A 24080-nucleotide genomic window follows, 5' to 3' on the forward strand; every position below is an offset into this window, starting at 1 on the left:
TGATAGCTCAGTTGGTAGAGCGACGGACTGTTAATCCGCAGGTCCCTGGTTCGAGTCCAGGTCGGGGAGCCAGAACAAGCAGTAGCAAAGGGCCACGTGGCAACACGTGGCCCTTTTGTTTTGCGCGCGCGGTTTCCCGTTCACGCCATCCAAGCTTTCAGTGCCTTAACCACGTGCGCGATGCCGGTCTGCTGGTGGCGGGGGTACGCGCAGTGTTTCCCGGATCAGGGATCGACAAATACGTCGAAACGCACCTTGAGCGGGCTGCCCCAGGAGATTTCCACCCAGGCCCGGAAGCCGCCGTTGTACGGCGCGATGTTGTACACGGCCATGCGGGCGGCGCCGATGAAGCGGTCCTGGGGCGTGGCGGCATACTCGCTGATGTTAAGAAAGACGCGCGAATTGGCCTTCACATTGGCATTGACGAAGTTGACCGAAGGATGCACGCCATTGGCCGTCCACGTGTAGTATGTGGTGAAGGCAGCGGGGCTCAGGTTCAAGTCCTGTGCGGCCGCGCCCTGGGCGCTTTGGCCTTCCTGTTCCGTCGGCGCATCGGTTTCTTCCAGTGCCAGGTTGCTGCCCGTGCGATGTTCTACTTTCATTTCCATGATGTACTCCTGATCGATAGTTTGGACGCCGCGCCTGACGTCGTGCGGCAAGACGCCCTATCTGTTGCCGTGACGGCCAGTGTCACGTCTAGGCTGATAAGGTAGCCGTCTGCTCCGAGGGAGGAGAAGCCAATTCTAGGCCCGCGCCGTGGCGAAAAGGGGCGCCAGGGCGGGGAAAAACAGCGGGTATTTGCGTTGACGCAAACAGCGTGCGGACAGCGGCTTGCAAATTTTCCAGGCGGCTATTTTTCCGTGTACGACGAGCATGCTCTTGCGGACGATGGCACAATAGGCCAGCCTGTCCTGCCGATGCGGAACCCGTTGCGAGCCTAGCCCATGCCGATACTGAACCTGAGCGCCGAAACCGATATCTATTACGAACTGATCGACGGCGACCCCGCCAAGCCCTGCCTGGTATTCCTGCACGAGGGGCTCGGCTGCTGCGCGATGTGGAAAGATTTCCCCGCGCAGCTGTGCCAGGCGACGGGTTGCCGCGGCTTGCTGTATGACCGCCACGGCTATGGGCAGTCGTCGCCGCTGGCGGCGCGGCGCCAGCTCCATTATTTGCACGACTACGCGCTGTGCGAGCTGCCGCAGGTGCTCGCCGCACTGCTGCCGGGGCAGGATCACTTTCTCATCGGCCATTCCGATGGCGGCAGCATCGCCCTGATCTATGCGGCGCAGCAGCCGCCGCGCTTGCGCGGCCTCATTACCGAGGCGGCGCACGTGTTTGTCGAGGGCATCACGCTCGATGGCATCCGCGTGGCGGACGCGGCGTTTGGCGCGGGCAAGCTGCGCGCGCTGGCGAAATACCATGGCGACAAGACGGCAACCATCTTCAAGGCCTGGGCGGATACCTGGCTCAGCTATGGTTTCCAGTTCTGGAACATCGAGTACCTGCTGCCTTCCGTCGAATGCCCGGCGCTGGTGGTGCAGGGCAGCGAGGACCAGTACGGCAGCGCCGCCCAGGTCGACACGATCGTGGCGCAGGCCCTCAACGCCGTGCCCGCCATCGTCGAGCAATGCGGCCATACGCCGCATCAGGAGCAGCCGCAGGCGTTGCTGGCGCTGATGGAAGGCTTTTTGCAAGGCCGCATGGACGCGGCCGCCCACCCGAAAAACCCAGGATAGACCCTGGTATGGATCACCCGCGACAAGCGCGCCTGAGCTTCCATGCGGCGCGTCAGCCTCAATGGCAGGCGGGATCGCTGTCCCAGAGGCCCGAGCAGATGCGCGAGCGGCACAGCATGCCTTCGATCAGGCCCAGCTGCTGACAGCGGCGCAACAGCTCAGCCGTTTCTTCTTCCTGTTGGCGCAGCACCACGTCGCGCACGGGCGGCGCCGTGCCTTCCTGCCGGTGCGCATGCGCCACCATCGCCGTCAGCAAGGCGACGTCGCTGTCGCCGGGCGCGCCAGCCGGTTTTGCTCCGTGTGGACGGGCGGCGGCCTGGCGTACGGGCGGCGGCGTCTTGTGCGGGACGCTTGCTGTCGCGGCGGCCGCCACAGGCAAGGGCGGTCCCGCCGTATTGACGATGGTGGCCGCTTGCGCCGCGTGCGGGGGCACCGTTGGCGCGGATGGCGCCGGCACTGCGGGCGCCGCCGTGGCCGTGACGGGTGCCGGCGGCAGGAAGCTGGCCTCCGTGTAGTAAGCGAGTACGGCCGTGATCAGCACCGCCAGGCACAGCACGCCGGCGGCCCCGTGCCGCCAGCCAGGGCGCCAGCGCAGGGCGGGCCGGACAGCGGGCGCGGCGACGCCGTGTTCGAGCTGCGACAGGATGCCCTTGCTGTCGCATGGCGCACCGGCCGTGCCGGCCTTGCTCAGCAGGTTGGGACCGCGTGCCTGGCCATCTCCGGTTTTCAATAAAGACAAAATATCACCTCCGCAGTGGATCAAACTCGACTGACCTTGATGTAAACCGCGCTCATGCGGGCCGCGGGCGCCTACGATCTAGCGATACCGCCGAGCAATTGCTTGCCCGGCCCTGGCTATTCCCCTTATGGAGCGCCCCATGTTCGTCGCCCTGATCCTGATGTATTTCCTGCTCGCCTGTTTTGCCTGCTGGCTGCTGCTGTTTCCCGGCGGCCGCGCCATCGTGCTGCATACGCTCGTCAACCTGGGCTGGCGCATGCAGCGGCGCGCGCAGGGGCTGCAGCGGGGTGGCGGCGCGCAATGGCAGCGCGTGCAGCGGCACACGGGCTCGGGCATGGCGCGCGCCTGGCAGCTGCTGCGGCGGCATCGCTGGCTGAGCCTGGCAGGCAGCGTGCTGGTCATCGTGCCGCCGCTGCTGGCCTGGCTGTCCAGCGACCGCATCGCCCTGCGCGGCTATGCCGACCAGCAACATGCGATCAATGACCAGGTCAGCGACTTGCTGAAAGGCGAGCAGCTGGTACCGCCGCCCGCCTTGCCGCCGCTGCTGTTTTCCACGGCGGAAGTGACGCAGCTGCGTCCGCTGTTGGGCGGCGCCAGCCGCAACTGGCAATTGCTCGACCATGATTACGCGCAGCGTTTGCTGCTGGTCTTCAAGATCATGAAGGAGGTGCATGGCTACGACATGGTCTTGCTGGAAGGCTACCGCAGTCCCGCGCGCCAGGATCAATTGGCGGCGGCCGGCCCCAACGTGACGAACGCCAGGGCGTTTCAAAGCTATCACCAGTACGGCCTGGCCGCCGATTGCGCATTCATGCATGAAGGAAAGCTCATCATTTCTGAAAAAAATGCCTGGGCCATGCGCGGCTACCGTTTATATGGCGTGACGGCCGAATCGGTGGGCCTGCGCTGGGGCGGGCGCTGGACCATGATGGATTTTGGCCACACGGAATTGCCGCAACCGCGCGTGCTGGGCAAGTAAGCCGCGCCAGCCATTCTAGCGCCGCGCCGCGGCCGGATTTTCACAGCTGCAAGCTTGCTTGCGCAGCGTCAATGGCATGCCGGCACCTGCGGCACGCTGGCGCCGGGTACTTGTCATATGTCAACAAAGGCGTGCCGCATTGCTGTCAGGATGGGTCGAGTCCGCCTTGCTGCGCGGCGGCGTTCCTCCTGCTTTGCGACCTCACTCTGGGCTCATCATGCTGCGACGACTCTGGCATTTCCTCACCGACAGCCGCAATCTGACCATCTTCGGCTTCGTGGCGCTGGCCGTGTTCCTGTACCTGGGCGCCGAAGTGCTGGAAGTGGCGCTGATCTGGGCGCTGGCCTTGCTGCTGCTGGCCTTTGTCACGTGGCTGGGCCTGTGGCTGTGGCGCCGGCGCCGCGCGCGGCGCGATGCGCAGGCGCTGGGACAGGCCATCCTCAACGAGGCCGAGATCGCCGCCGCGCAAGCGGCCTCGGCATCGACGGCCAGCAACACGCAGCATGGCGAACTCGACGCCGTGCGCACGGGCATGCAGGCCGCTATCGAGACCATCAAGACGTCCAAGCTGGGCCTCAAATCGGGCGCCGCGGCCCTGTACGAATTGCCGTGGTACATGATCATCGGCAATCCGGCGGCCGGCAAGAGCAGTGCCATCCTGCATTCGGGCCTGCAATTTCCCTTCGCCGACGGCAAGATCGTGCAAGGCGTGGGCGGCACGCGCAACTGCGACTGGTTTTTCACCACGGACGGCATCGTGCTCGACACGGCGGGACGTTATTCCGTCGTCGACGAGCACCGCGGCGAGTGGTTCGGCTTTCTCGACCTGCTGAAAAAATACCGGCGCAAGGCGCCCATCAACGGCATCCTCATCGCCGTCAGCATCGCCGAATTGAAAGGTGATCCCGATGTCGGCATGCAACTGGCGCGCAGCCTGCGCAAGCGCGTGCAAGACGTCATCGAGCGCCTGGAAGTGTTCGCGCCCCTGTACATCGTGTTTACCAAGGCGGACCTGATCTCGGGCTTCACGGATTTCTTTGCGGATGCCGAGCGCAGCGAGCGCGAGCGCGTCTGGGGCGCCACCATGCCCTACCAGCGCAAGCTGCCCACGGCCGACTTGCTGAGTTTTTTCGACCAGAGCTTCGATGAATTGCACGACGGCTTGACGGAGCTGAGCCTGGCCAACATGGCGCACCGGCAACGCAAGACGATGGCGCCCGGCGTGTTTACGTTTCCGCTGGAATTTGCCGCCATCAAGCCGGCCCTGCGCGCCTTCATCGCTACCCTGTTCGAGGAAAATCCGTTCCAGTTCCAGCCCGTCTTCCGCGGCTTTTACTTTACCAGCGCGCTGCAGGAGGGCGAGCCCGTCAGTGCCTCTTCGCAGCAGGTGGCGCGCCGCTTCGACCTGGCCTTCGCGCCGGCCCCGGCCGCCGTGCCATCGGGCGCGCGCCAGCATGGCTATTTCCTGCTGGAACTGTTCCGCAAGGTGATTTTTGCCGACAAGCACCTGGTGGCCAACTATGCCAACCGCGCCAGGCTGCGCTTCAAATATGCCGTGTTCTTTGCCGCCACCGTCTCGCTGGGCGCCTGTCTGGGCGGCTGGAGCTGGTCCTACCTGGGCAACCGGCAACTGGTGGCGAATGTGGAAGCCGATCTGAATAAAGTGGTGAAGCTGCAAGAGAAACGGCTGGATTTGCAGTCGCGCCTGGAAGCACTCGAGATCTTGCAGGACCGCATCGAGCAGCTGGAAGCGTACCGGGAACAAAGGCCGTGGTCCTTGCGCCTGGGCCTGTACCAGGGAGACTTACTGGAGCGCAAGCTGCGCGAGGAATATTTTGCCGGCGCGCGCCAGGTCATGCTGGCCCCCGTGGCGGGCGCGCTGGAAGCCTTGCTGTACGAAATGAACGCCAGCGCCGACCAGCTGCAGCCCACGGCGCGCACGCCGCAGACGCCGGCCGCCGCGCCCGCAGCATCTTCCGCCGCGCCGCGCAGCGTGCAGTACCAGGCGGCCAGCGCGACGAATGTGGAAGACGCCTACAACGCGCTGAAAACCTATCTGATGCTGGCCGACAAGACGCATGCCGAGAGCAGTCACCTGAACGACCAGCTGACGCGTTTCTGGCGCGGCTGGCTGGAGGGCAACCGGGGCGCCATGCCGCGCGAACAGATGATACGCAGCGCCGAACGGCTGCTGACGTTTTACCTGGCGCAGATCGGCGACCCGTCCTGGCCGCGCATCGAGCAAAAGCTGGCGCTGGTCGACCAGGCGCGCGAAAACCTGCGCCGCGTGGTGCGCGGCATGCCGGCGCGCGAACGCGTGTATGCCGACATCAAGGCGCGCGCTTCGACGCGCTTTCCCGGCATGACGGTGGCGCGCATCGTCGGCGAACAGGATCAGGCGCTGCTGGCGGGCAGCTATGCCGTCTCCGGCGCCTTTACGCGCCAGGCGTGGGAAAAGTTCGTCGAGGGCGCGTTTCGCGATGCCGCCAACCGCGAGCTGCAAAGCGCCGACTGGGTGCTGAAAAGCGCTTCCACCGACGACCTGACCCTGGAAGGCAGCCCGGAGCAGATCGAGAAAAACCTGGTGGCCATGTACAAGGCCGACTACGCGCGCGAGTGGCAAAAATTCGTGCAGGGCGTCGCCGTCGCCGACCTGAAGGGTTTTGACGGCGCCGTGCAGGCCATGAACCGCCTGGGCGACCCGCAGTCGTCGCCGATCGCCAGGCTGCTGACGAGCATCTACGAGGAAACCTCGTGGGACAATCCGGCGCTGCAAAATGCGCAGCTGCGCAAGGCCGAGCGGGGCATCATCGCCTGGTTCAAGGAAACCGTGCTGCGCCGCGCGCCGTCGCAGCTGACGGCCAATCCCGGCCTCAATGCGCAGATCGACCCGGCCCGCCTCGATAAACCGATGGGCCCCGTGGGACGCGAATTTGCCGGCGTGGGCAAGCTGGTGGCGGCCAGGGACAACAATGCGTCCTTGATGCGCGCCTACCTGGAGGCGCTGTCGAAACTGCGCAGCCGCCTGAACCAGCTGAAGAACCAGGGCGACGCGGGGCCGGGTGCGCGCCAGTTCATGCAGCAGACGCTGGAAGGCAGCGGTTCCGAACTGGCCGATGCCCTGAAACTGGTCGACGAGCAGCTGCTCACGGGGATGAGCGACGCGCAGAAGCAGGCCATACGCCCCATCCTCGTGCGCCCGCTGATGCAGACCTTTGCCGTCATCGTCGCGCCGGCCGAACTCGATATCAACAAGACCTGGGCGGCGCAGGTGTATGAGCCGTTCCAGAAATCGCTGGCCAACAAATATCCGTTTGCCCCAAGCGCGCGCATCGAGGCGAGCAACCTGGAGATCGGCCAGTTCTTCGGCCCGGAAGGCCTGGTGGCGAAATTCGTCACGACGTCCATGGGCCCCCTGGTGGTGCGGCGCGGCGACGTGCTGGCGCCGCGTACCTGGGCCGACATGGGCATCAGCCTGTCGCCGCAGGTGGTGGCGCGCTTCCCCGGCTGGATCGCGCCGCTGGGCGCGGGCGGCGTGGCGGCCACGTCGACGGCGGCGCAAACCGTGTTCCAGATCCAGCCGTCGCCCGCGCCGGGCACCCTGGAATACACGGTGGAGATCGACGGCCAGCAGCTGCGCTACCGCAACACGCCGGCGCAGTGGACGAACATGGTGCATCCGGGTCCGCAGGGCGCGGCGGGCATGCAGGGGGCGCGCATCACGGCCGTCACCTTCGACGGGCGCACGGTGGAACTGTTCAACGAGCCGGGGCAGTTCGGCCTGAAGCGCATGATCGATGCGGCGAGCAAAAAGCGCAAGGATGGCGGCGTGTTCGAACTGCGCTGGGCGCGCGGCGAGGTGGCCGTGGCAGTCGACCTGAAAATCACCAGCAGCGCCGAAACGACGGCGACGGGCGCCGGTGCCGCCGCTGCGGTGCAGGAGCAGGGCTTTCGCGGCATGCAGCTGCCCGAGACCATCGTGGGGGCTGCCGCGCCCGCGCCGGCCATTGCCGCCGTCGCCGCAGCCGCAGCGGGAGTGTCGCCATGATGCGCGCGCCACAGCAGGTGCGCCTCGGCTACTTCGGCAAGATCCCCGCGCGCGGCGATTTCATCAAGGCTTGCGACAATCACGCGCTGGTGCAGCTGCTCGACGACTGGCTGGCGCAGGTCATGACTGCGCTGACGGTGGAACCGCGCTGGAAGCTCAATTACGACGCCTTGCCGCCGCTGCGCTTTGCCTTCGTCGGCACGCGCAGCCGGCGCGCCATCGCCGGGCGCCTGGAGGCGAGCAACGACCAGTCGCAGCGGCGCTTTCCCTTCATGGCCATGGGCGCGCTGGAAGTCGACGATGCCGAAGCTTTTGTCGGCTGCAGCCCGCTGGCGCTGGCGCCCCTGTGGCAGCGCGTGGAGCAGCTGTCGCAGGGCATCGTGGCCAGCGCCGAGCCGGGGCCGGCGCTGCTGGCGCTGGCCGGCAACGTGGTGGAAATCGAACCGGCCGCGCCGTGCCACGCGGCGCGGCTGGCCGCCTTCCTGCAGGCGCAGACCGTGCATGGGCTGCAAGCGATGCTGGCCTCGCCCGCCTTCCCCGTGACGGTGCGCGAACTGCTGCTGGGCCTGGGCCTGCTGCTGCGGCCGGTGCGCCAGAGCGGTTTGCCGCGCCTGGAGAAAAGCCTGGTGCTGCCGCTGCCGCAAGAGGCGCCGCTGCGCGAGCTGGTGGCCAGCTTCTGGCTGCACCTGATCGCGCCTTTCCTGCGCCAGGCCGATTTCGAACTGGCGCTGTTCTTTTCCCGCTTCGACGAGGCGCCCGTGCTGGTGATCGGCTTTTGCGGCGCCGACCCGCACGGCTTGCGCGCGCTGATCGATCCGCAGGCGGGCAGCGAACGGCTGATCGTCTTCGACCAGCTCGACTGGGTCGAAGAGCAGCTGGGAAGCGATGCGGCGCTGCGCCGGTTTTCCGCCTGCCTGCAGCAGGAACAGCTGTCGCTGCGCTCGGCCTGCGCCATGTTCATGGATACCTTTGCCTGAAGGATTGCGATGAAACCAACCGTCTTCTTCCTGCTGCTGGGCGCCGCCACTGCCTGCCACGCCCAGGCGCAAGCGCCGCAGACGCCCATGCCTGGGCAAATCCTCGTCACGGGCACCCTGGCCGACGAGGCGGGCAAGGCGGCCGTGCTGGCCCGCCTGCGCGAACTGTATGGCGCCGAGCGCGTGGTCGACCAGATCTCCATCGGCAGCGTGGCCGTGCCGGCCAACTGGAACGCCTACGTGCAAAAGCTGATCGCGCCCAACCTGAAGCTGATTTCACGGGGGCAGATCAGCATAGCCGGCAACAACGTCAGCGTGCGCGGCGAAGTGGCGAACGAGGCGCAGCGCCAGCAGATCGCCAGCGACATCGCCACCAGCCTCAATCCCACCTACACCGTCAACAACGGCTTGCGGGTCAAGGCGGCCGAGGCCGAGCAGGGCTTGCTCGATGCGGCGCTCGATAAACGCATCATCGAATTCGACAGCGGCAAGGCGTCCATCACGCCGGCCGGCCTGGCCATCCTCGACGAGATGGCGGCCGCCATGCTCAGGCTGCGGGGCCGCAAGGTGGAGGTGATCGGCCACACGGACGACACGGGCCTGCGCGCCAGCAACGTGGCCCTGAGCCTGGCGCGCGCCGAAGCCGTGCGCGCCTACCTGGCCAGCAAGGGCGTGGTGGCGGACTCGGTGCTGGTGTCGGGCCAGGGACCGGACCGTCCCGTGGCCAGCAACGCCACGGCCGATGGCCGGGCGCGTAACCGGCGCATCGAGTTCAGAATCGCGCAATAGATTGGGTTGACACCTCACAAAACCGTAGCGAGCGGAAGGGAGAGGCGGTCGAGAAGCGCAACCGTGCTAGAGCACGGTGAGCATCGCAGGCCGCCTATACCGACGCGCAGTAGGTTTTGTGAGGTGTTCAGGGCAAGGTGATGGTCAGGTGCGCGGGGCTTGGCGCCAGTTTGACCAGGTCCGCATACGCGGCCAGGGTCGTTTGCGTGCCGCGCGTCAGATGCGTTTTCAGGCCCAGGTAGGCGCAGATGGCCAGCAGGGCGAAAAAGCTCGACAGCGCCCACAGCGGCACGTCGCTGCCGCGTTTGTTGACCACCTGGTCGGGGCGTTCCGCGCGCGGCGCGAAGCCGCGGCTCTTGCCCTTGATGTGGGCGATCTCGTCGCCCAGGCGCGCCGTCAGGTAGCTGAGTTTTTCGCCGCCGTCGATCGCATACTTGCCCTGGAATCCCAGCAATAAACACATGTGGAACACCTGCAGCGCCTGCACGCGCATGGCGCCCTTGCCGCGCAAGGCGTCGAGGCGGTCGAAAAAGTGTTCGCCTGCCAGCTGGTCGCCAAAGATCAGCAGCTGCAGCGGGCGCCGCTCCCACTGCTTGCGCAGGGCGAAAGGCGAGGCCAGGATGATTTCATCGACGGCCGCGCAGAACGCATACTTGGCCGCCTCGATATCGTCGCCGTCGGCGCGGATCTTTTTCGCTTCGCGTTCGAAGTCGCCGAGGAAGGCCGTGATGCGGTCCATGAAGCTTTGCTCGTCGCCGGGTGCCGAACCGTGCTTCAGCATGAACAGCATGTAGAAGCCTTCGTGCATCAGGTCCAGCAGGGCGCTGCCCGCATGCCGGTTGCCGCCTGCCGGTGCGGCACCGCGTGATCCCAGCAGGGAGGGCGCCGCGCGCCGTTCGATGAGCTGGCTCATGCCGTCACCGCGATCAGTTCCAGCTGCAGGTCGCGTATGCCGGCCGGCACGTAGACGGAAATCGACTGCGCCTTGAGCATCTGCTCGTACAGCGCGCCGCGGTTTTCAATCGCAAAATAATAGGTGTCGGGCCGCACGGGGATGGCCGCCGGCACTTGCGGCGCATGCGACAATTTGAGGCCGGGCATGGCCGTGAGCACGCATTTTTCCACGTCGTCGGGCGCGCCCACTTTCACCCGCACGGGCACCACGTCGACCAGCTCGATTGCGGGCATGGCGGCGCGTATCGCCAGGTACAGGGTGGTGTGCTGGTCGATCTTGCCCGAATCGAGCTTGCCCAGGTAGTACGACGGCTGGTCTTCCAGCAGGGCGATGGAAAAATATTTCGACGAGATGACGGTGTCGAGCAGTTCGCGGATGATCGCGTCGATGGCGTCGAAGCAGGCGCCCGGCTGCGCGTGGTCGTAGGCGGGCAGGCTGGCCAGGGTGTAATGCTTGGAGTAGCTGAGCAAGCCTCCCGCCAGGCCCAGCAGCGCCTCGTACAGGCGTTCCGGATGCAGGGCCGGATGGCGCACATAGTGCATCAGCGCGGCGGCGGCCGTGCTCACCGTGTGCAGCAGCCAGAATGACGATACGTCGCCCGAGCGGAATTCGATCACGTTGCGGCTCGGCTCGCGGTGGTGGCCGTGCAGCGCGCTCACTTTCGCCTGCAAGGCGTCGAGCAGGTGTTCCAGCACGCCCTGCAGGCGCGGCGCGCCGGCGATCGCCAGGCTGGGCGCCATGAACGAGGGCACGGGCTCGAAGCCGCCCGACACCGTGCGCCGCAGGGCGATCAGCGGCAGGCAGTCGTAGGAGCCGCGCGCCTCGCTGTCGGGAATCAGGCGCACGGTCTTTTTCAGGTAGGCCACGTCGGCCACGGCGGACTCCGTAAACAGGTCGGGCGTGGCGCGCATGGCGTGCGCAAAGCGCGTGGCCGCCGGCGTGCCCGCTGCCGGCGCTTGCGCCGTGTAGTTCATGCCTTCGCGGTTGAGGATGGGCAGGGCCGCGTAATACGTCACTTCCTGCACCGCGGCCGGCAGCGCTTCCAGGTCCACCGGCGGGGGCAGGGTGTCGCTGCCCGGTGCGCCGTCGCCCAGCGCCTCGAACACTTCGCCGTCGCGGAAGATCGCCGACAGGGCGTGCAGGCGCAGGGTGCCCGTCTTCAGCGCCGCCAGGTCCCACTGCATCTGCGCCACGCCCCACAGGTAGGGATGCAGTGCGCTGGCCGTGTGATGCAGGCGCGCTTCGTGATATTGATCCTGGCGCTGGAAATGCTGCGGCCGCAGGAACAGGCCTTCTCCCCACAAGACTTTCGCTGCCATGCCCATCTCGTTTCTCCTTGTATGTGTGGCGTGTCTGTTCGTGCTACTGGCAGCGCGGGGCCGACAGCGTGGACGCGCCGCTGATGCTGAGCGCGCACGCATGCAGGCCGACGGTGATGCCGCCGCGTTCAGCGTCGGCGGCGGCAAAGGTGGCGCGCCAGCGCTGCGTTGCCGGCGCGCGGAACAGGGCCACGACGCCGATGAAAGACGCTTCCTTGCTGACTTTTTCCTGCACCTCGTAGCGCTGGCCCGGCACCAGCAGCACCTCTTTGACTTCCATCAGGTCGGCGCCCAGCGCCGCCTTTTCGCGCTGCGCGTCGAGGAAGCTGTCGTAGGGCGCCTGCTCGAAGGCGGCGCTCTGGCGCAGCTTGTAGATGCGCGCCACCAGCGCCAGCGGCCGGCCCTCGGCGTCGGTGTTGAGGCGCTGCGCCGCGTGCAGGCGGATGCTGACGTTGCGCGGCGGCTGTTGCGCGTCGGGCAGTTCGGGCGGCGGCTTGGCCACGCCGGCCATCTGCAGCGCCGCGTTGGCCAGGGTGCCGATGGCGCCGCCCGCGCAGCCGGCTTGCAGCAAGGCCAGCAGCAACACCGGCAGCCGTAGCGGGGTGGCGCGCGCCAGACGGCGGAGCGGGGCGTCAGATGGCATGGGCACTCTTTGTAAAAATGGTGGGTGGAAATAAAAGTGTTGCAGCCATTTAAACGCATGCAGGGGCGGCCCGCTTGCGTTGGCGCAAAGTCCGCCTGCGATCAACGCACTTCCTGCGCCAGATCAGGATTCATGCACCTGTACGCGGCTTTGGCGCGGAACTTCTTCTTTGCTGATTAATCTCAATCTGGCCAAAAAATTGGCGATCAATAATGGCCTCCACCAAGGCGCCGCCCATCTTTCCCAGCGGTAGCGTCCTCCACGTGAAGGAGTGCCCCGATGAAGCCTGCCACCACCGTGTTGCCCCGTCTTGCCTGCCTCGCCAGCGCCCTGTTGCTGGCCGCCTGCGCCACGCCAGACCAGCCCGTGTCCAGCAAACCTGCCGCGCCGACCTTGGCGCAAGTGATGAGCGACGCCGACGCGGCCGCGCGCGCCGGCCAGTACGAACGCGCCATGACCCTGCTTCAGCGCGGCGGCACGAGCTATCCGGCCGACAAGGCGCCGTGGCTGCAAATGGCGCAGATGAAGTTCGACCGCGGCCAGTACGGCGACGCCATCGGCCATGCGCTCGAAGCGCTGGAACGCGACCCGGACGACAAGGTCGCCAACAGCATCGTCGCCGTCAGCGGCTTGCGCCTGTCCGGCAAGGCACTGGCCGACCTGTCGCGGCAAAACAATCTGAACGGCTCGCTGCGCTCGGAAGCGCAGGACCTGGCCAAGCTGCTGCGCGCCAGCATCGGCGAAGAAGTTCTGGTGCCGCCGGCCAGGCGCCCGCCGGCGGCCGGCAAGCGCGCCGCCGCTCCCGGTTCCGGCACGCCGGCGGCGAAGGGCGCGGCCTCGCCAGGCAGCACGGCCGACCCGTTCAGCGGCCTGAAATAAGCGAGCATTCCCACCATCCCCTTGCAAAGGAAGCGACATGCCCAAGTCCGACAGCGTGCAAAAACGCCTGAAGCAGATACGCGCGCCGCGCGTGCAAATGACCTACGACGTCGAGATCGGCGACGCGATTGAAAACAAGGAGCTGCCCTTCGTGGTCGGCGTGCTGGGCGACTTTGGCGGCAATCCGGACAGCGAGAAAAAACGCCTGAAGGACCGCAAGTTCGTCGCCCTCGACCGCGACAACTTCGACGAAGTGCTGGCCGGCGTGGAACCGGTCGCCCGTTTCGCCGTGCCGAACCGCCTCAGCGAGGCGGGCGGCACCTTCGCCGTCGACCTGCATTTCCGCTCGATGGACGACTTCCGTCCGGAATCGGTGGTGCGCCAGGTGGAGCCCTTGCGCAAGCTGCTCGACGCGCGCACCAAGCTGGCCGACTTGCGCAACAAGCTGGCGGGCAACGACAAGCTGGAAGACTTGCTGACGGAAGTGCTGAACAACACGGACAGCCTGGCCACCCTGAAACCGCAGTTCCCAGCGCAGGAGGATTGAGATGAGCGCCCAGGCAGAAGCCCCAGAATCCCTCTCTGTATCCGCATCCGGTGCGCCGGCCGCCACCGATTTGCTGGACCAGATCGTCGAGCAGAGCCGCGTCGCCAAGTCCGGCGCCGAACATGCGCGCGCGCGCGATCTGATCTCGGAACTGGTGGCGCAGGTGCTTGACGGCACGGTGCTGATGTCCAGCAGCCTGTCGGCCACCCTGGACGGGCGCGTGGCGGAAATCGACCGCCTGATCTCCGCCCAGCTCAGCGAAATCATGCACGCGGCGCCGTTCCAGCAGCTCGAGCAAAGCTGGACGGGGCTGCGCTACCTGGTCGGCAATTCCGACACGGGCACGCGGCTGCAGATCCGCATGTTCAACGCCACCAAGCGCGAACTGGTGAAGGATTTCCAGGCCGCGCTGGAATTCGACCAGAGCAGCATGTTCAAGAAGGTGTATGAAGAGGAATTCGGCACCTTCGGCGGCGCGCCCTTCGCCGCGCTGCTGGGCGACTTCGCCATCTCGCGCCAGCCGGAAGACATGTATTTCGTCGAGCAGATGTCGCACATCGCCGCCGCCGCGCATGCGCCGTTCATCGCCTCGGCCGCGCCGGAACTGTTTGGCCTGGAAAGCTACGGCGACCTGGGCAAACCGCGCGACCTGGCCAAGGTGTTCGACACCATCGAGTACGCGAAATGGAAAGCCTTCCGCGAATCCGAGGATGCGCGCTATGTCGGACTGACCTTGCCCCGCTTCCTGGGCCGGCTGCCGTTCAATCCCGTCGACGGCACCACCGTCGAAGGTTTTAATTTTGTCGAGGAAGTCGACGGCAGCGACCATCACAAATACCTGTGGTGCAACGCCGCGTATGCGTTCGGCTGCAAGCTGACGCGCGCCTTTGCCGATTACGGCTGGTGCGCCGCCATCCGCGGCGTGGAAGGCGGCGGCCTGGTGGACGACCTGCCGACCCACACCTTCAAGACGGACGAGGGCGACGTGGCCCTGAAATGCCCGGCCGAAGTGGCGATCACGGACCGCCGCGAAAAGGAATTGTCGGACCTGGGCTTCATCTCGCTGGTGCACTGCAAGAACACGGCGTATGCGGCCTTCTTCGGCGCGCAGTCGGCGCAGAAGAGCCGCAAGTACAACAGCGACGCGGCCAACGCCAACGCTGTGCTGTCGTCGCAGTTGCAGTACATCTTCGCCGTTTCGCGCATCGCCCACTACATGAAGGCCATGATGCGCGACAAGATCGGCAGCTTTGCCGCCGCCTCCAACGTGGAGGATTTTCTGAACCGCTGGCTGATGCAGTACGTGCTGCTCGACGATAACGCCAGCCAGGAACAGAAGGCGCAGTTCCCGCTGCGCGAGGCGTCCGTGCAGGTGCATGAAGTGCCGGGCCGGCCGGGCGTGTACCGCGCCGTGTCGTTCCTGCGCCCCCATTTCCAGCTCGATGAGCTGTCCGTTTCGCTCCGACTGGTCGCGGAGTTGCCGAAGTCGACCAATTCCTGATCCACCCCTCTTTCAACCACAGGAGCACACCATGGCAATCGATGTATATCTGCAGATAGACGGCATCAAGGGCGAGTCCACCGATGACAAGCACAAGGACTGGATCGAGTGCAAATCGGTCAGCTGGAGCGTCGAGCAGCCGAAGTCCGCCACCGCCTCGACGGGCGGCGGGCACACGGCCGAACGCTGCGAGCACAAGGACATCGTCATTTCCAAGCTGGCCGACCTGGCCTCGCCGGTGCTGCTGCAGACCTGCTCGGCCGGCAAGACCATCCCCAAGGCGCGCTTCGAATTCATGCGCGCCGACGGCCAGGGCGAACGCGTCAAATACTTTGAAATCGAAATCGAGAATGTGCTGATCGGCGCCGTCACGCCGAACGTGGAAGAGGGCGACATCCTCGGCGAACACGTCGGCTTCAAGTTCTCCAAAGTGAAGTGGAAATACACGCAGCAAAAAGTGACGGGCGGCGCCGGCGGCAATACCTCGGGCGGCTGGGATCTGGCCGCGAACCGCGTGGCTTGATCCATTGCGCGCGGCGCGCGGCGGCCACCTCCGCCCGCGCGCCGCGCCGATTTTCCAGGAGTGTGCATGGACAGTTATGTACCTGGCTTGTTTGACCGCCTGATGGGCGACGGCGGCGCGGCGGCGCGCCTGTCGCTGGAACAATTGAAGGATGCGGTGGCGCGCGACCTGGAAGAGCTGCTCAACACGCGCGTGGCCCTGCCGCCCGGCGCGCTGGATGCCTATCCGGAATGCGCGGCGTCCATCGTCAACTATGGCTTGATCGATTTCGCCGGCATGTGCTTGTCCAGCAGCGACGACCGCGCCCGCATCTGCGCCGCCCTGAAGGCCGCCATCGAACGCCACGAACCGCGCCTGCGCAACGTGCGCGCGCGCCTGGAGCGCGAGGCGGGCGCCATCAACCGCGTCGGCTTCGTCATCAGCGGCACCCTGGCCGTGCAGGCCGGCGGCGAGACGGTCAATTTCGACGCCGTGCTGCAGCCATCGTCGCTGCGCTATTCGATCAACCGCAAGGGAGCCGCCGCATGAGCAATAACCTGAAAACCCTGATCGCCAAACTGAATGACACGGCGCGCACGGCCGCCACCCGCGCCGCCGCCATCTGCGTCGGGCTGGGCCAGTATGAAGTCGATATCGAACACCTGTTCCTGGCCCTGCTGGAGCAGGAACGCAGCGATTTCGTCACCATTGCGCGGCGCAGCGAAATCAGCCTGACGGCGCTGGAGGCGGATCTGCGCCGCGAGATCGGCGGCTTCCGCACGGGCAGCGCGCGCACGCCCGTGTTTTCACCCCACTTGCCGCTGCTGTTCGAACACGCCTGGCTGATCGCTTCGCTCGATACGGCGCAGCCGGGGCCCATCCGCAGCCGCCACCTGCTGCTGGCGCTGCTGACGGAACCGGAACTGTCGCAGCTGGCCTACCGCGGCTCGAAGCTGTTCGCCCGCTTCAGCGTGGAGCAATTGAAGCATCATCCGGACAAGCTCACGGCCGGCTCCGGCGAGGAGGAAAGCGCGGCAGTGCCGCGGCTTGCCGACACCGGCGACGACCCTGTTGCTAGCCTGGCCAGCAAAACCCCGGCGCTGGACCAGTTCACCACCGACCTGACGCAGCTGGCGCGCGACGGCAAGCTCGATCCCGTGATCGGCCGCGAGGCGGAGATACGCCAGGCCGTCGACATCCTGCTGCGCCGCCGCCAGAACAACCCGATACTTACGGGCGAGGCGGGCGTGGGCAAGACGGCCGTGGTGGAAGGCCTGGCCCTGCGCATCGCCGCCGGCGACGTGCCCGAAGTGCTGCAGGGCGCGCACATCCACGCGCTCGACATGGGCTTGCTGCAGGCCGGCGCCAGCGTGAAAGGCGAATTCGAAAGCCGCCTGAAGAACGTCATCGACGAGGTGGCGAAAAGCCCGCACCCGGTCATCCTCTTCATCGACGAGGCGCACACCATGATCGGCGCCGGCGGCCAGGCCGGGCAGAACGACGCGGCCAATCTGCTGAAACCGGCGCTGGCGCGCGGCGCCCTGCGCACCATCGCCGCCACCACCTGGAGCGAGTATAAAAAATACTTTGAAAAGGATGCGGCGCTGGCGCGGCGCTTCCAGGTGGTGAAGGTGGAAGAGCCAAGCGAGGACATCGCCTGCGCCATGCTGCGCGCCATGGCGCCGCTGATGGAACGCCATTTCGGCATCCGCGTGCGCGACGCCGCCATCGTCGAGGCGGTGCGCCTGTCGCACCGCTACATCAGCGGGCGCCAGCTGCCCGACAAGGCCATCGGCGTGCTCGATACGGCGTGCGCCAAGGTGGCGCTGGGCCAGCGCGCCACGCCGGCGCAGCTGGAAAACGCGCACCGGCGCCAGGAACGCATCGGCGCGGAAATCGCCGCCCTGGCCCGCGAGGCGGCCGACGGCGAAGTGCCCGATAAAGCCGGCGCCGCGCGCCTGGCGCAGCTGCGGCGCGAGCATGGCGAAGGCCAGGCGGCGGTCGCGGCGCTGGCGCAGCGCTGGGAGCGCGAAAAGACGCTGGTGGCGCAGATCGGCGACCTGCGCGCGCAGCTGCGCGGCGAGCGGCCGGGCGAAGTGGGCGCGGCGCGCCTGCTGGCGCTGAAGGAAGAACTGGCGGCCCTGCAGGGTGAAGCGCCGCTGTCGCCGCTGGAAGTCGATGCGCAGGTGGTGGCCGGCATCGTCGCCGGCTGGACCGGCATCCCGCTGGGGAAAATGCTCAAGGACGAGATCCGCACGGTGCTGACCCTGGACGGCGCGCTGCGCGAACGGGTGCTGGGACAAGACCATGTCATCGACGCGGTGGCGCAGCGCGTGCGCACGGCGCGCGCCAGCCTGGACGACCCGAACAAGCCGCAAGCCGTGTTTTTGTTCACGGGGCCGTCCGGCACGGGCAAGACGGAAACGGCGCTGGCGCTGGCCGACCTGCTGTACGGCGGCGAGCGCAAGCTCATTACCATTAACATGAGCGAATACCAGGAGGCGCACAGCGTGGCCGGCCTGAAAGGCTCGCCGCCCGGCTATGTCGGCTATGGCGAAGGCGGCGTGCTGACGGAAGCCGTGCGGCGCCAGCCCTACAGCGTGGTGCTGCTCGACGAGGCGGAAAAAGCCCATCCCGACGTGCTCGAACTGTTCTTCCAGGTCTTCGACAAGGGCGTGCTCGATGACGCGGAAGGGCGCGAAGTCGATTTTCGCAACACCATCATCATCGCCACCTCGAACCTGGGTTCGGGCGCCATGATGGCCGCCTGCCTGAACCGGGCGGCGCAAGACTTGCCTACGCCCGCCGCGCTGGAAGAACTGGTGCGCCCGCAACTGGTGGCGCACTTCAAGCCGGCCTTGCTGGGGCGCCTCAAGGTGCTGCCCTTCTATCCGCTGAACGACGCGGTGCTGGCCGAGATCATCGCCCTGAAACTGGCGAGGATAGGCGCGCGCATCGCGCGCAACCACCAGGCGCAGTTCAGCCATGACGCGGGCCTGGTCGACGCCGTGCTGGCGCGCTGCACCGAGGTCGATTCGGGCGCGCGCAATGTCGATCAAATTCTCAACGGCAGCCTGCTGCCGGCGATTGCCGAAGCGGTGCTGGCGCGCATGGCCGAAGGCGAGCCGGTCGCGTCGATCCGCGTCACTGCCAGCAAGCAGGGACAGTTCAAGTACACGATCCGATAATCCACCTTCCGGAGAGCGCCATGTTCAACCTGGAGCAGTTGCTGCACCCCGTCAGCGCCGTCAGCCCCTGCGGCGAAGACATCACCTTCAGCCAGGAGCTCGACGCCATCGCGCGCGCGCGCCAGCACGACGACCCGAGCCTGGACCAGGGCGAATGGGTGACGGCGCTGAAGGAAGCCGACTGGCCCTTCGTGGCGACGCGCTGCGAACAGCTGATCGCCACGCACAGCAAGGATTTGCGCGTGGCCGTGTGGCTGGCCGAGGCGCACGCGAAGACGCGCCATTTCCGCGGCCTGGGCGACGGCTACGCGCTGCTGGCCGGCCTGTGCGAGCGTTACTGGGAGGGCCTGTACCCGCTGGCGGAAGAGGGCGACCAGGAACAGCGCATCGGCAATGTCTTCTGGCTGCTCTCGCGCACGCCGCAGCTGCTGCGCGAAATCCCGCTGACGGAAGGTGCCGATGGCCCGTTTGCGCTGCAGGATTTCGATGCGGCGCGCCAGCGCGCGGCGGCCAGCCTGGCGCAGGGCGCGGCGGAGCAGGGCTGGGGCGATGCGCGCCACGACGAAGGGGCGACCCTGGCGCAGATGGAGGCGGCGCGGCAAAGGAATACGCGCGCCTTTTCCGGCGCCTTGCTGGCCGATGCGCAGTACTGCATGCAGTCGCTGCTGGCGTTCGAACGCAGCGTCGACGCGCATTTCGGCGCCGATGGGCCGAGTTTCCGCGCCGCGCGCGAAGCGCTGGAAAACGCCATTCATTTCATCGCGCCACTGTCGCCCGGCGCGGACTTTATCGGCGCGCCGGCCGCCGCCGGCCAGGGCGCCGACGGGGGCGCTGGCGGCGCCATCGTGCAGCGCCAGCAGGCGCTGGCCCAGCTGCGCCAGGTGGCCGATTTTTTCCGCCGCACGGAGCCGCACAGCCCCGTCGCCTACCTGGCCGACAAGGCCGCCAGCTGGGGCGAACTGCCGCTGCACCTGTGGCTGCGCGCCGTCGTGAAGGATTCAGGCACCCTGGCGCAGCTCGACGAGATGCTGGGCACGAACAGCGCAAACGGATGATGGCGTTTGTCCCTTCCGTGCTACTCTTCGGGCATGTCCAGAATGCTCATGTTGCCTGCCGCGCTATGCCTGTTTATCGCCGCCAGCGCGCGGGCCGAAGGGGCAACGCCGCTGGTGATCTATGGCGACGACGATTATCCGCCGTACTCCTACGTCGAGAATGGCCAGCTGAAAGGCATCTACACGGAGATCGTGCGCGAAGCGGCGCAAGCGATGCCGCAGTATGCGGTGCAGCTGCGCCCCGTACCCTGGAAACGGGGGCTGCTGATGCTGCAGACGGGCGAGGCCTTCGCCCTGTATCCGCCGTATTCGTGGCGCAGCGAGCGGCCGTACGTGCGCTATTCCGTGCCGCTGCTGATGGAGCAGCTGGTGGTGCTGTGCAGCCAGGACGTGCTGGCCAGGCGCGCGCTGCGCCAGTGGCCCGCCGATTACGGCGGCCTGCACATCGGCGTGAACGCAGGTTTTTTGCCGGGCGATGCGGGGCTGATGGCGGCCCTGCGCGCCGAAAAAATCGTGCTCGACCCGGCCAAGGGCACGCGCACGAATCTGCTCAAGCTGATGCGCGGGCGCATCGATTGCTATGTCAGCGACCGCCTGTCGGCGCAGTGGGAATTGCAGCGCATCCGGCGCGAGGGGCCGCCGGGCACGCCGATGCAGGCGATACAGGAAACGGCGCAACTGGCCAGCCAGCAGGGCCACCTGGGTTTTACGGCGCGCCGGCCCGTCGCTTACCCCTATCGCGAAGACTTTATCGAACAATTCAATGCCGCCATCGTGCGCATGCAGAATAATGGCGCGATCCGCCGCATCGTCGACCGCGCATTGCTGCCCTGATTTCACCATCTGGAGAAGACCATGAAAAAACTGTTGTTCCTGTGTGTGCTCGTGCTGGCCGGCTGCGTGGGCCGTCCCGATAACATCGTCCCCGTCAGCAACTTCGACACGACCCGCTATCTGGGCAAATGGTATGAGATCGCGCGCCTGGACCATTCGTTCGAACGGGGTCTGAGCCATGTGACGGCCGACTACAGCCTGCGCCAGGATGGCGGCCTGAAAGTGCTCAACCGGGGCTACCAGGATGCGGACGCGAAGTGGAAGGAAGCGGAAGGCAAGGCGTATTTTGTGGACAAGAAAGACGTGGGCTATCTGAAAGTGTCGTTTTTCGGTCCCTTCTATGGTTCCTACATCGTGTTTGATTTGGACCAGCAAGATTACAGCTATTCCATGATCAGCGGCCCCGACAAGTCGTACTTGTGGTTGCTGTCGCGCACGCCCAGCATGGATCCCGCATTGCAGCAGCGGCTGATCGAAAAAGCCCGTGGCCTGGGTTTCGATACGTCAAAATTGATCTATGTGAAGCAAAACTGACTCTGCTTGGCTGCCGCCCGTTCGTGGCGGCATGGCATCTTCTGGTTGTTGCTTTTCTGCATGTTATTTCTTGCAATACCACTCTGATTCACTCACAATCTGCTCCAAAGTGGTGCGCTGCGGCGTGCTGCCATTCCGGTGGCGGGTACCGTTGCGCCACCGCTCGTGATTGCCGCACGGCAGATGCCTGCTATATTGGTACGTAGCAGTAAGTCGGTTTCGTGGCGTCTGTGCATTGTTTTCTTCAGATAGGAATCACGCAATGAAAAACCTCAGAATCGGCGTACGTCTCGGTGGCGCTTTTGCCGCCGTCCTGCTCCTGTTGACCAGTCTCACCGTGGTGGGCATCGTGCAGATGCAAAGCGCCAGCAAGGAAACCGATGCGCTCGTCAACGTCAAGGTGCGCAACGAGCGCCTGATCGGCGAATGGACCAAAGTCATCGAGGTCAACGCGGCGCGCACGGCGGCCGCCTGGAAGGTGGGCGATCCCGAACACCAGAAGCAGTTTGAACAGGAAATGGCCGTCTCGTCGGCACGCGCCACGGAAATCCAGAACGCGATCGGCAAGAGCGAGCTGAACACCGAAGAGCAATCGCTGTACCAGGAAGTGCTGAGCACGCGCAAAGCCTATACGGAAGTGCGCAAGAATGTGTTCAAGGCCAAGAATGCGGGCGACCTGGAACTGGGCAAGCGCCTGTACGAAGGCGACATGGCCGTCAAGCGCGACATCTATCTGGCGTCGCTCAAAAAACTGGAAGTGCTGGAAGCAAGATTGCTCGATGAAGCGGCCGCGCAAATCCGTTCGCGCTATGAAAACGGCCGTTCGCTGCTGATCTCGCTGGGCGTGGTTGCCATCTTGCTGGGCATCGCTTGCGCGTACTGGATCACGCGCTCGATCACGCGTCCCATCACGCGCGCCGTCGAGGTGGCGGAAGCCGTTTCCGCTGGCGACCTGACCAGCCATATCGTGGTGGACAGCCGCGATGAAACGGGGCAGCTGATGCATGCGCTGAAAAACATGAACGATAAACTGGTCAGTATCGTCGGCCAGGTGCGCACCGGCACGGAATCGATCAGCACGGCGTCGAGTGAAATTGCTGCCGGCAACCTGGACTTGTCGTCGCGCACGGAAGAGCAGGCCAGCTCGCTGGAAGAGACGGCGTCTTCCATGGAAGAACTGACTTCCACCGTCAAGCTCAATGCCGACAATGCGCGCAGCGCCAACCAGCTGGCCATCGACGCCTCGCAGATCGCCAGCAAGGGCGGCGTGGTGGTGTCGGAAGTGGTCAGCACCATGGGCTCGATCAACGATTCCTCGCGCAAGATCGTCGACATCATCAGCGTCATCGACGCCATCGCCTTCCAGACGAATATCCTGGCCTTGAACGCGGCCGTGGAAGCGGCCCGGGCCGGCGAACAGGGCCGTGGCTTTGCCGTCGTCGCTTCCGAAGTGCGCAACCTGGCGCAACGTTCGAGTGCGGCGGCCAAGGAAATCAAGGGCTTGATCGACGATTCCGTGCAAAAGGTCGAGGCCGGTTCGCAACTGGTGGACAAGGCTGGCCGCACCATGGACGAAATCGTGCAAAGCATCAGCCATGTGACGCAGATCATGAACCAGATCACCGACGCCAGCGATGAGCAGCGCACCGGCATCGAACAAGTCAACCGGGCCATCGGCCAGATGGACCAGGTGACGCAGCAAAACGCGGCCCTGGTGGAAGAAGCGGCCGCGGCGGCCGAATCCATGCAGGAACAGGCAGCCAGGCTGGCCGACGTGGTGGGCGTGTTCAAGCTCGATGCCACACAGCAATATGCATCGGCCAGTGCTGCTCCGTCCGTGACGGCGTCTGCGCCCACCAAAGCTGCGATGCGGCCTGCCATGCGGCACGCCACGCCGCGGACGCCGGCACCCGCCGTGGCCGCCCCTGCGCCGGGCAAGGCGGCGCCAGCGGAAGCTGTGCGTGCACGCACGCCGAAGACGCCGGTGGCATCCGGCGCCGACGACTGGGAAGAGTTTTAATCGGTTTTAAGCGCAGGTGTTTTAAGCGCAGCTTTCCCTTGGCATGGCACGGGCGCTACAATCGCGGCTTGAAGAATCCCGCGAACGCGCTCCGCCATGACCACCCGCCGTACCTCCAGCCTTGCCTCCGACCCCGCCTCTCACGCTGGCGCTGCATCGTTCTCCCCGGCTGAACCCGCCAAACGGGCACGCTGCCCGGTCTGTCTGCGTGCCGCAGCCAGCTGCATCTGCCGCTGGATCGCCCCCGTTGCCCACGCCGTGGAAGTGCTGATCCTCCAGCATCCGCTGGAAGTCCACAACGCCAAGGGCAGCGCCCGCTTGCTGCATCTGAGCCTGCCCAACAGCCGCCTGCTGACGGGCGAGCAGTTTGCCCCGCAAGACCTCGCCGAATTGCTGGCCGGCAAGCATAATGTGCTGCTGTACCCGGATACGCCCGGCGACCGTTCGCTGGGCATCGCGCCGCCGCCAGCGCTCGACCCCGCCATCTTGCGCGATCTGGCCCGATTTTCGGCCCAGTTGCGGCTGGTGGTGCTGGACGCCACCTGGCGCAAGAGCCGCAAGATGCTGTATCTGAATCCGCAGCTGCAACAGCTGCCGCGCCTGCCGCTGCGCGATACGCCTGCTTCCCATTACCTGATCCGCAAGGCGCACGCGCCAGACCAGTTATCGACCCTGGAAGCGACGTGTTATGCCCTGATGCAGTTGGAGCAGGACACGCCCCGCTTCGTTCCCCTGATCGCGGCATTCGACGGCTTTGTCGCGCAGCAGTTGAGTTATGTCATGCCGCACGCTGAAAAAGCTTGAAACGGTCACACGGTAGCCCTTGATCTTG

The 24080-nt window shown here is 65.9% G+C and carries 21 protein-coding genes; 16 read left to right on the forward strand and 5 right to left on the reverse strand.

Annotation, left to right across the window (positions count from 1 at the left end; translation table 11 throughout):
• Positions 1 to 224 precede the first annotated feature (224 nt).
• Positions 225 to 608, reverse strand: coding sequence for a hypothetical protein (locus IGS61_RS15160; protein WP_230540322.1), 384 nt, complete (start codon positions 606 to 608; stop codon positions 225 to 227).
• 336 nt (positions 609 to 944) lie between these two features.
• Between IGS61_RS15160 and IGS61_RS15165 the strand changes: the two genes are divergently transcribed.
• The gene (locus IGS61_RS15165; RefSeq protein WP_230540323.1) at positions 945 to 1739 is read left to right on the forward strand and encodes an alpha/beta fold hydrolase; all 795 of its coding nucleotides are present in this window, start codon (positions 945 to 947) and stop codon (positions 1737 to 1739) included.
• 58 nt (positions 1740 to 1797) lie between these two features.
• On the opposite strand, the gene IGS61_RS15170 is transcribed toward IGS61_RS15165, so the two are convergent.
• Positions 1798 to 2478 carry a hypothetical protein gene (locus tag IGS61_RS15170; protein ID WP_230540324.1) on the reverse strand — a complete coding sequence of 227 codons (681 nt, stop codon included), beginning with the start codon at positions 2476 to 2478 and terminating at the stop codon, positions 1798 to 1800.
• A gap of 139 nt (positions 2479 to 2617) precedes the next feature.
• On the opposite strand from IGS61_RS15170, the gene IGS61_RS15175 reads away from it, so the two are divergent.
• The 4 genes from IGS61_RS15175 (at position 2618) to IGS61_RS15190 (ending at position 9271) form a co-directional block, all read left to right on the forward strand.
• Positions 2618 to 3457, forward strand: a complete 840-nt coding sequence (locus IGS61_RS15175) for a M15 family metallopeptidase (RefSeq protein WP_230540325.1) — start codon at positions 2618 to 2620, stop codon at positions 3455 to 3457.
• Between the two features lie 217 nt (positions 3458 to 3674).
• Positions 3675 to 7505: a type VI secretion system membrane subunit TssM gene (gene tssM / locus IGS61_RS15180; protein WP_230540326.1), complete on the forward strand. Its 3831-nt coding sequence runs from the start codon at positions 3675 to 3677 to the stop codon at positions 7503 to 7505.
• A complete protein-coding gene (gene tagF / locus IGS61_RS15185) occupies positions 7502 to 8482 on the forward strand; it encodes a type VI secretion system-associated protein TagF (protein ID WP_230540327.1) in 981 nt (326 codons plus the stop codon). The genes tssM and tagF overlap by 4 nt, the downstream gene beginning before the upstream one ends.
• 9 nt (positions 8483 to 8491) lie before the next feature.
• Positions 8492 to 9271 carry an OmpA family protein gene (locus tag IGS61_RS15190; RefSeq protein WP_230540328.1) on the forward strand — a complete coding sequence of 260 codons (780 nt, stop codon included), beginning with the start codon at positions 8492 to 8494 and terminating at the stop codon, positions 9269 to 9271.
• A 127-nt stretch (positions 9272 to 9398) separates the two neighbouring features.
• On the opposite strand, the gene icmH is transcribed toward IGS61_RS15190, so the two are convergent.
• Genes icmH through tssJ form a run of 3 tightly spaced genes read right to left on the reverse strand, consistent with a single transcriptional unit; the run spans position 9399 to position 12188 of the window.
• Positions 9399 to 10184 carry a type IVB secretion system protein IcmH/DotU gene (icmH, locus tag IGS61_RS15195; RefSeq protein ID WP_230540329.1) on the reverse strand — a complete coding sequence of 262 codons (786 nt, stop codon included), beginning with the start codon at positions 10182 to 10184 and terminating at the stop codon, positions 9399 to 9401.
• Positions 10181 to 11551, reverse strand: a complete 1371-nt coding sequence (gene tssK / locus IGS61_RS15200) for a type VI secretion system baseplate subunit TssK (RefSeq protein ID WP_230540330.1) — start codon at positions 11549 to 11551, stop codon at positions 10181 to 10183. Before tssK ends, icmH begins: the two co-directional genes overlap by 4 nt.
• A gap of 37 nt (positions 11552 to 11588) precedes the next feature.
• Complete coding sequence (tssJ, locus tag IGS61_RS15205; RefSeq protein WP_230540331.1) at positions 11589 to 12188, reverse strand: type VI secretion system lipoprotein TssJ; 600 nt, start codon at positions 12186 to 12188, stop codon at positions 11589 to 11591.
• A gap of 279 nt (positions 12189 to 12467) precedes the next feature.
• Here tssJ and IGS61_RS15210 point away from each other — a divergent pair, with 279 nt between their 5' ends.
• From IGS61_RS15210 to IGS61_RS15260, 11 genes are all read left to right on the forward strand, one after another.
• On the forward strand, positions 12468 to 13067 hold the full coding sequence (locus IGS61_RS15210; protein ID WP_230540332.1) for a hypothetical protein: 600 nt from the start codon (positions 12468 to 12470) through the stop codon (positions 13065 to 13067).
• A gap of 37 nt (positions 13068 to 13104) precedes the next feature.
• Positions 13105 to 13614 (forward strand): type VI secretion system contractile sheath small subunit, encoded by a 510-nt coding sequence (gene tssB, locus IGS61_RS15215; protein WP_230540333.1) that lies wholly within the window; start codon positions 13105 to 13107, stop codon positions 13612 to 13614.
• Between the two features lies 1 nt (position 13615).
• Positions 13616 to 15115: a type VI secretion system contractile sheath large subunit gene (gene tssC / locus IGS61_RS15220; RefSeq protein ID WP_230540334.1), complete on the forward strand. Its 1500-nt coding sequence runs from the start codon at positions 13616 to 13618 to the stop codon at positions 15113 to 15115.
• Positions 15116 to 15146: 31 nt separating this feature from the next.
• Positions 15147 to 15638 carry an Hcp family type VI secretion system effector gene (locus IGS61_RS15225; protein WP_034750126.1) on the forward strand — a complete coding sequence of 164 codons (492 nt, stop codon included), beginning with the start codon at positions 15147 to 15149 and terminating at the stop codon, positions 15636 to 15638.
• A 66-nt stretch (positions 15639 to 15704) separates the two neighbouring features.
• A complete protein-coding gene (gene tssE / locus IGS61_RS15230; RefSeq protein ID WP_230540335.1) occupies positions 15705 to 16166 on the forward strand; it encodes a type VI secretion system baseplate subunit TssE in 462 nt (153 codons plus the stop codon).
• A complete protein-coding gene (gene tssH / locus IGS61_RS15235; RefSeq protein WP_230540336.1) occupies positions 16163 to 18805 on the forward strand; it encodes a type VI secretion system ATPase TssH in 2643 nt (880 codons plus the stop codon). Before tssE ends, tssH begins: the two co-directional genes overlap by 4 nt.
• 20 nt (positions 18806 to 18825) lie before the next feature.
• On the forward strand, positions 18826 to 19860 hold the full coding sequence (tssA, locus tag IGS61_RS15240; protein ID WP_230540337.1) for a type VI secretion system protein TssA: 1035 nt from the start codon (positions 18826 to 18828) through the stop codon (positions 19858 to 19860).
• A 48-nt stretch (positions 19861 to 19908) separates the two neighbouring features.
• Positions 19909 to 20694, forward strand: coding sequence for a substrate-binding periplasmic protein (locus IGS61_RS15245; protein WP_230540338.1), 786 nt, complete (start codon positions 19909 to 19911; stop codon positions 20692 to 20694).
• 21 nt (positions 20695 to 20715) lie between these two features.
• Positions 20716 to 21228 carry a lipocalin family protein gene (locus IGS61_RS15250; RefSeq protein WP_230540339.1) on the forward strand — a complete coding sequence of 171 codons (513 nt, stop codon included), beginning with the start codon at positions 20716 to 20718 and terminating at the stop codon, positions 21226 to 21228.
• A gap of 262 nt (positions 21229 to 21490) precedes the next feature.
• Positions 21491 to 23248 carry a methyl-accepting chemotaxis protein gene (locus IGS61_RS15255; protein ID WP_230540340.1) on the forward strand — a complete coding sequence of 586 codons (1758 nt, stop codon included), beginning with the start codon at positions 21491 to 21493 and terminating at the stop codon, positions 23246 to 23248.
• A 96-nt stretch (positions 23249 to 23344) separates the two neighbouring features.
• Entirely contained in the window at positions 23345 to 24052 is a 708-nt protein-coding gene (locus IGS61_RS15260) for a tRNA-uridine aminocarboxypropyltransferase (protein ID WP_230540341.1), read from the forward strand.
• Positions 24053 to 24080 lie beyond the last annotated feature (28 nt).

Origin of the sequence: Janthinobacterium sp. FW305-129 (assembly GCF_020858115.1) — a bacterium.
Classification (GTDB): Bacteria; Pseudomonadota; Gammaproteobacteria; order Burkholderiales; family Burkholderiaceae_D; genus Janthinobacterium.

Excerpts from the sequence above, each read along its gene's own strand:
- IGS61_RS15190 (WP_230540328.1), top strand. The coding sequence starts at position 8,492 with ATGAAACCAACCGTCTTCTTCCTGCTGCTGGGCGCCGCCACTGCCTGC.
- IGS61_RS15160 (WP_230540322.1), bottom strand. The coding sequence starts at position 608 with ATGGAAATGAAAGTAGAACATCGCACGGGCAGCAACCTGGCACTGGAA.
- IGS61_RS15165 (WP_230540323.1), top strand. The coding sequence starts at position 945 with ATGCCGATACTGAACCTGAGCGCCGAAACCGATATCTATTACGAACTG.
- IGS61_RS15175 (WP_230540325.1), top strand. The coding sequence starts at position 2,618 with ATGTTCGTCGCCCTGATCCTGATGTATTTCCTGCTCGCCTGTTTTGCC.
- IGS61_RS15210 (WP_230540332.1), top strand. The coding sequence starts at position 12,468 with ATGAAGCCTGCCACCACCGTGTTGCCCCGTCTTGCCTGCCTCGCCAGC.
- tssB (WP_230540333.1), top strand. The coding sequence starts at position 13,105 with ATGCCCAAGTCCGACAGCGTGCAAAAACGCCTGAAGCAGATACGCGCG.
- IGS61_RS15255 (WP_230540340.1), top strand. The coding sequence starts at position 21,491 with ATGAAAAACCTCAGAATCGGCGTACGTCTCGGTGGCGCTTTTGCCGCC.
- tssM (WP_230540326.1), top strand. The coding sequence starts at position 3,675 with ATGCTGCGACGACTCTGGCATTTCCTCACCGACAGCCGCAATCTGACC.
- IGS61_RS15260 (WP_230540341.1), top strand. The coding sequence starts at position 23,345 with ATGACCACCCGCCGTACCTCCAGCCTTGCCTCCGACCCCGCCTCTCAC.
- IGS61_RS15250 (WP_230540339.1), top strand. The coding sequence starts at position 20,716 with ATGAAAAAACTGTTGTTCCTGTGTGTGCTCGTGCTGGCCGGCTGCGTG.
- tssA (WP_230540337.1), top strand. The coding sequence starts at position 18,826 with ATGTTCAACCTGGAGCAGTTGCTGCACCCCGTCAGCGCCGTCAGCCCC.
- tssC (WP_230540334.1), top strand. The coding sequence starts at position 13,616 with ATGAGCGCCCAGGCAGAAGCCCCAGAATCCCTCTCTGTATCCGCATCC.
- IGS61_RS15225 (WP_034750126.1), top strand. The coding sequence starts at position 15,147 with ATGGCAATCGATGTATATCTGCAGATAGACGGCATCAAGGGCGAGTCC.
- tagF (WP_230540327.1), top strand. The coding sequence starts at position 7,502 with ATGATGCGCGCGCCACAGCAGGTGCGCCTCGGCTACTTCGGCAAGATC.
- tssK (WP_230540330.1), bottom strand. The coding sequence starts at position 11,551 with ATGGGCATGGCAGCGAAAGTCTTGTGGGGAGAAGGCCTGTTCCTGCGG.
- tssJ (WP_230540331.1), bottom strand. The coding sequence starts at position 12,188 with ATGCCATCTGACGCCCCGCTCCGCCGTCTGGCGCGCGCCACCCCGCTA.
- IGS61_RS15245 (WP_230540338.1), top strand. The coding sequence starts at position 19,909 with ATGTTGCCTGCCGCGCTATGCCTGTTTATCGCCGCCAGCGCGCGGGCC.
- tssH (WP_230540336.1), top strand. The coding sequence starts at position 16,163 with ATGAGCAATAACCTGAAAACCCTGATCGCCAAACTGAATGACACGGCG.
- icmH (WP_230540329.1), bottom strand. The coding sequence starts at position 10,184 with ATGAGCCAGCTCATCGAACGGCGCGCGGCGCCCTCCCTGCTGGGATCA.
- tssE (WP_230540335.1), top strand. The coding sequence starts at position 15,705 with ATGGACAGTTATGTACCTGGCTTGTTTGACCGCCTGATGGGCGACGGC.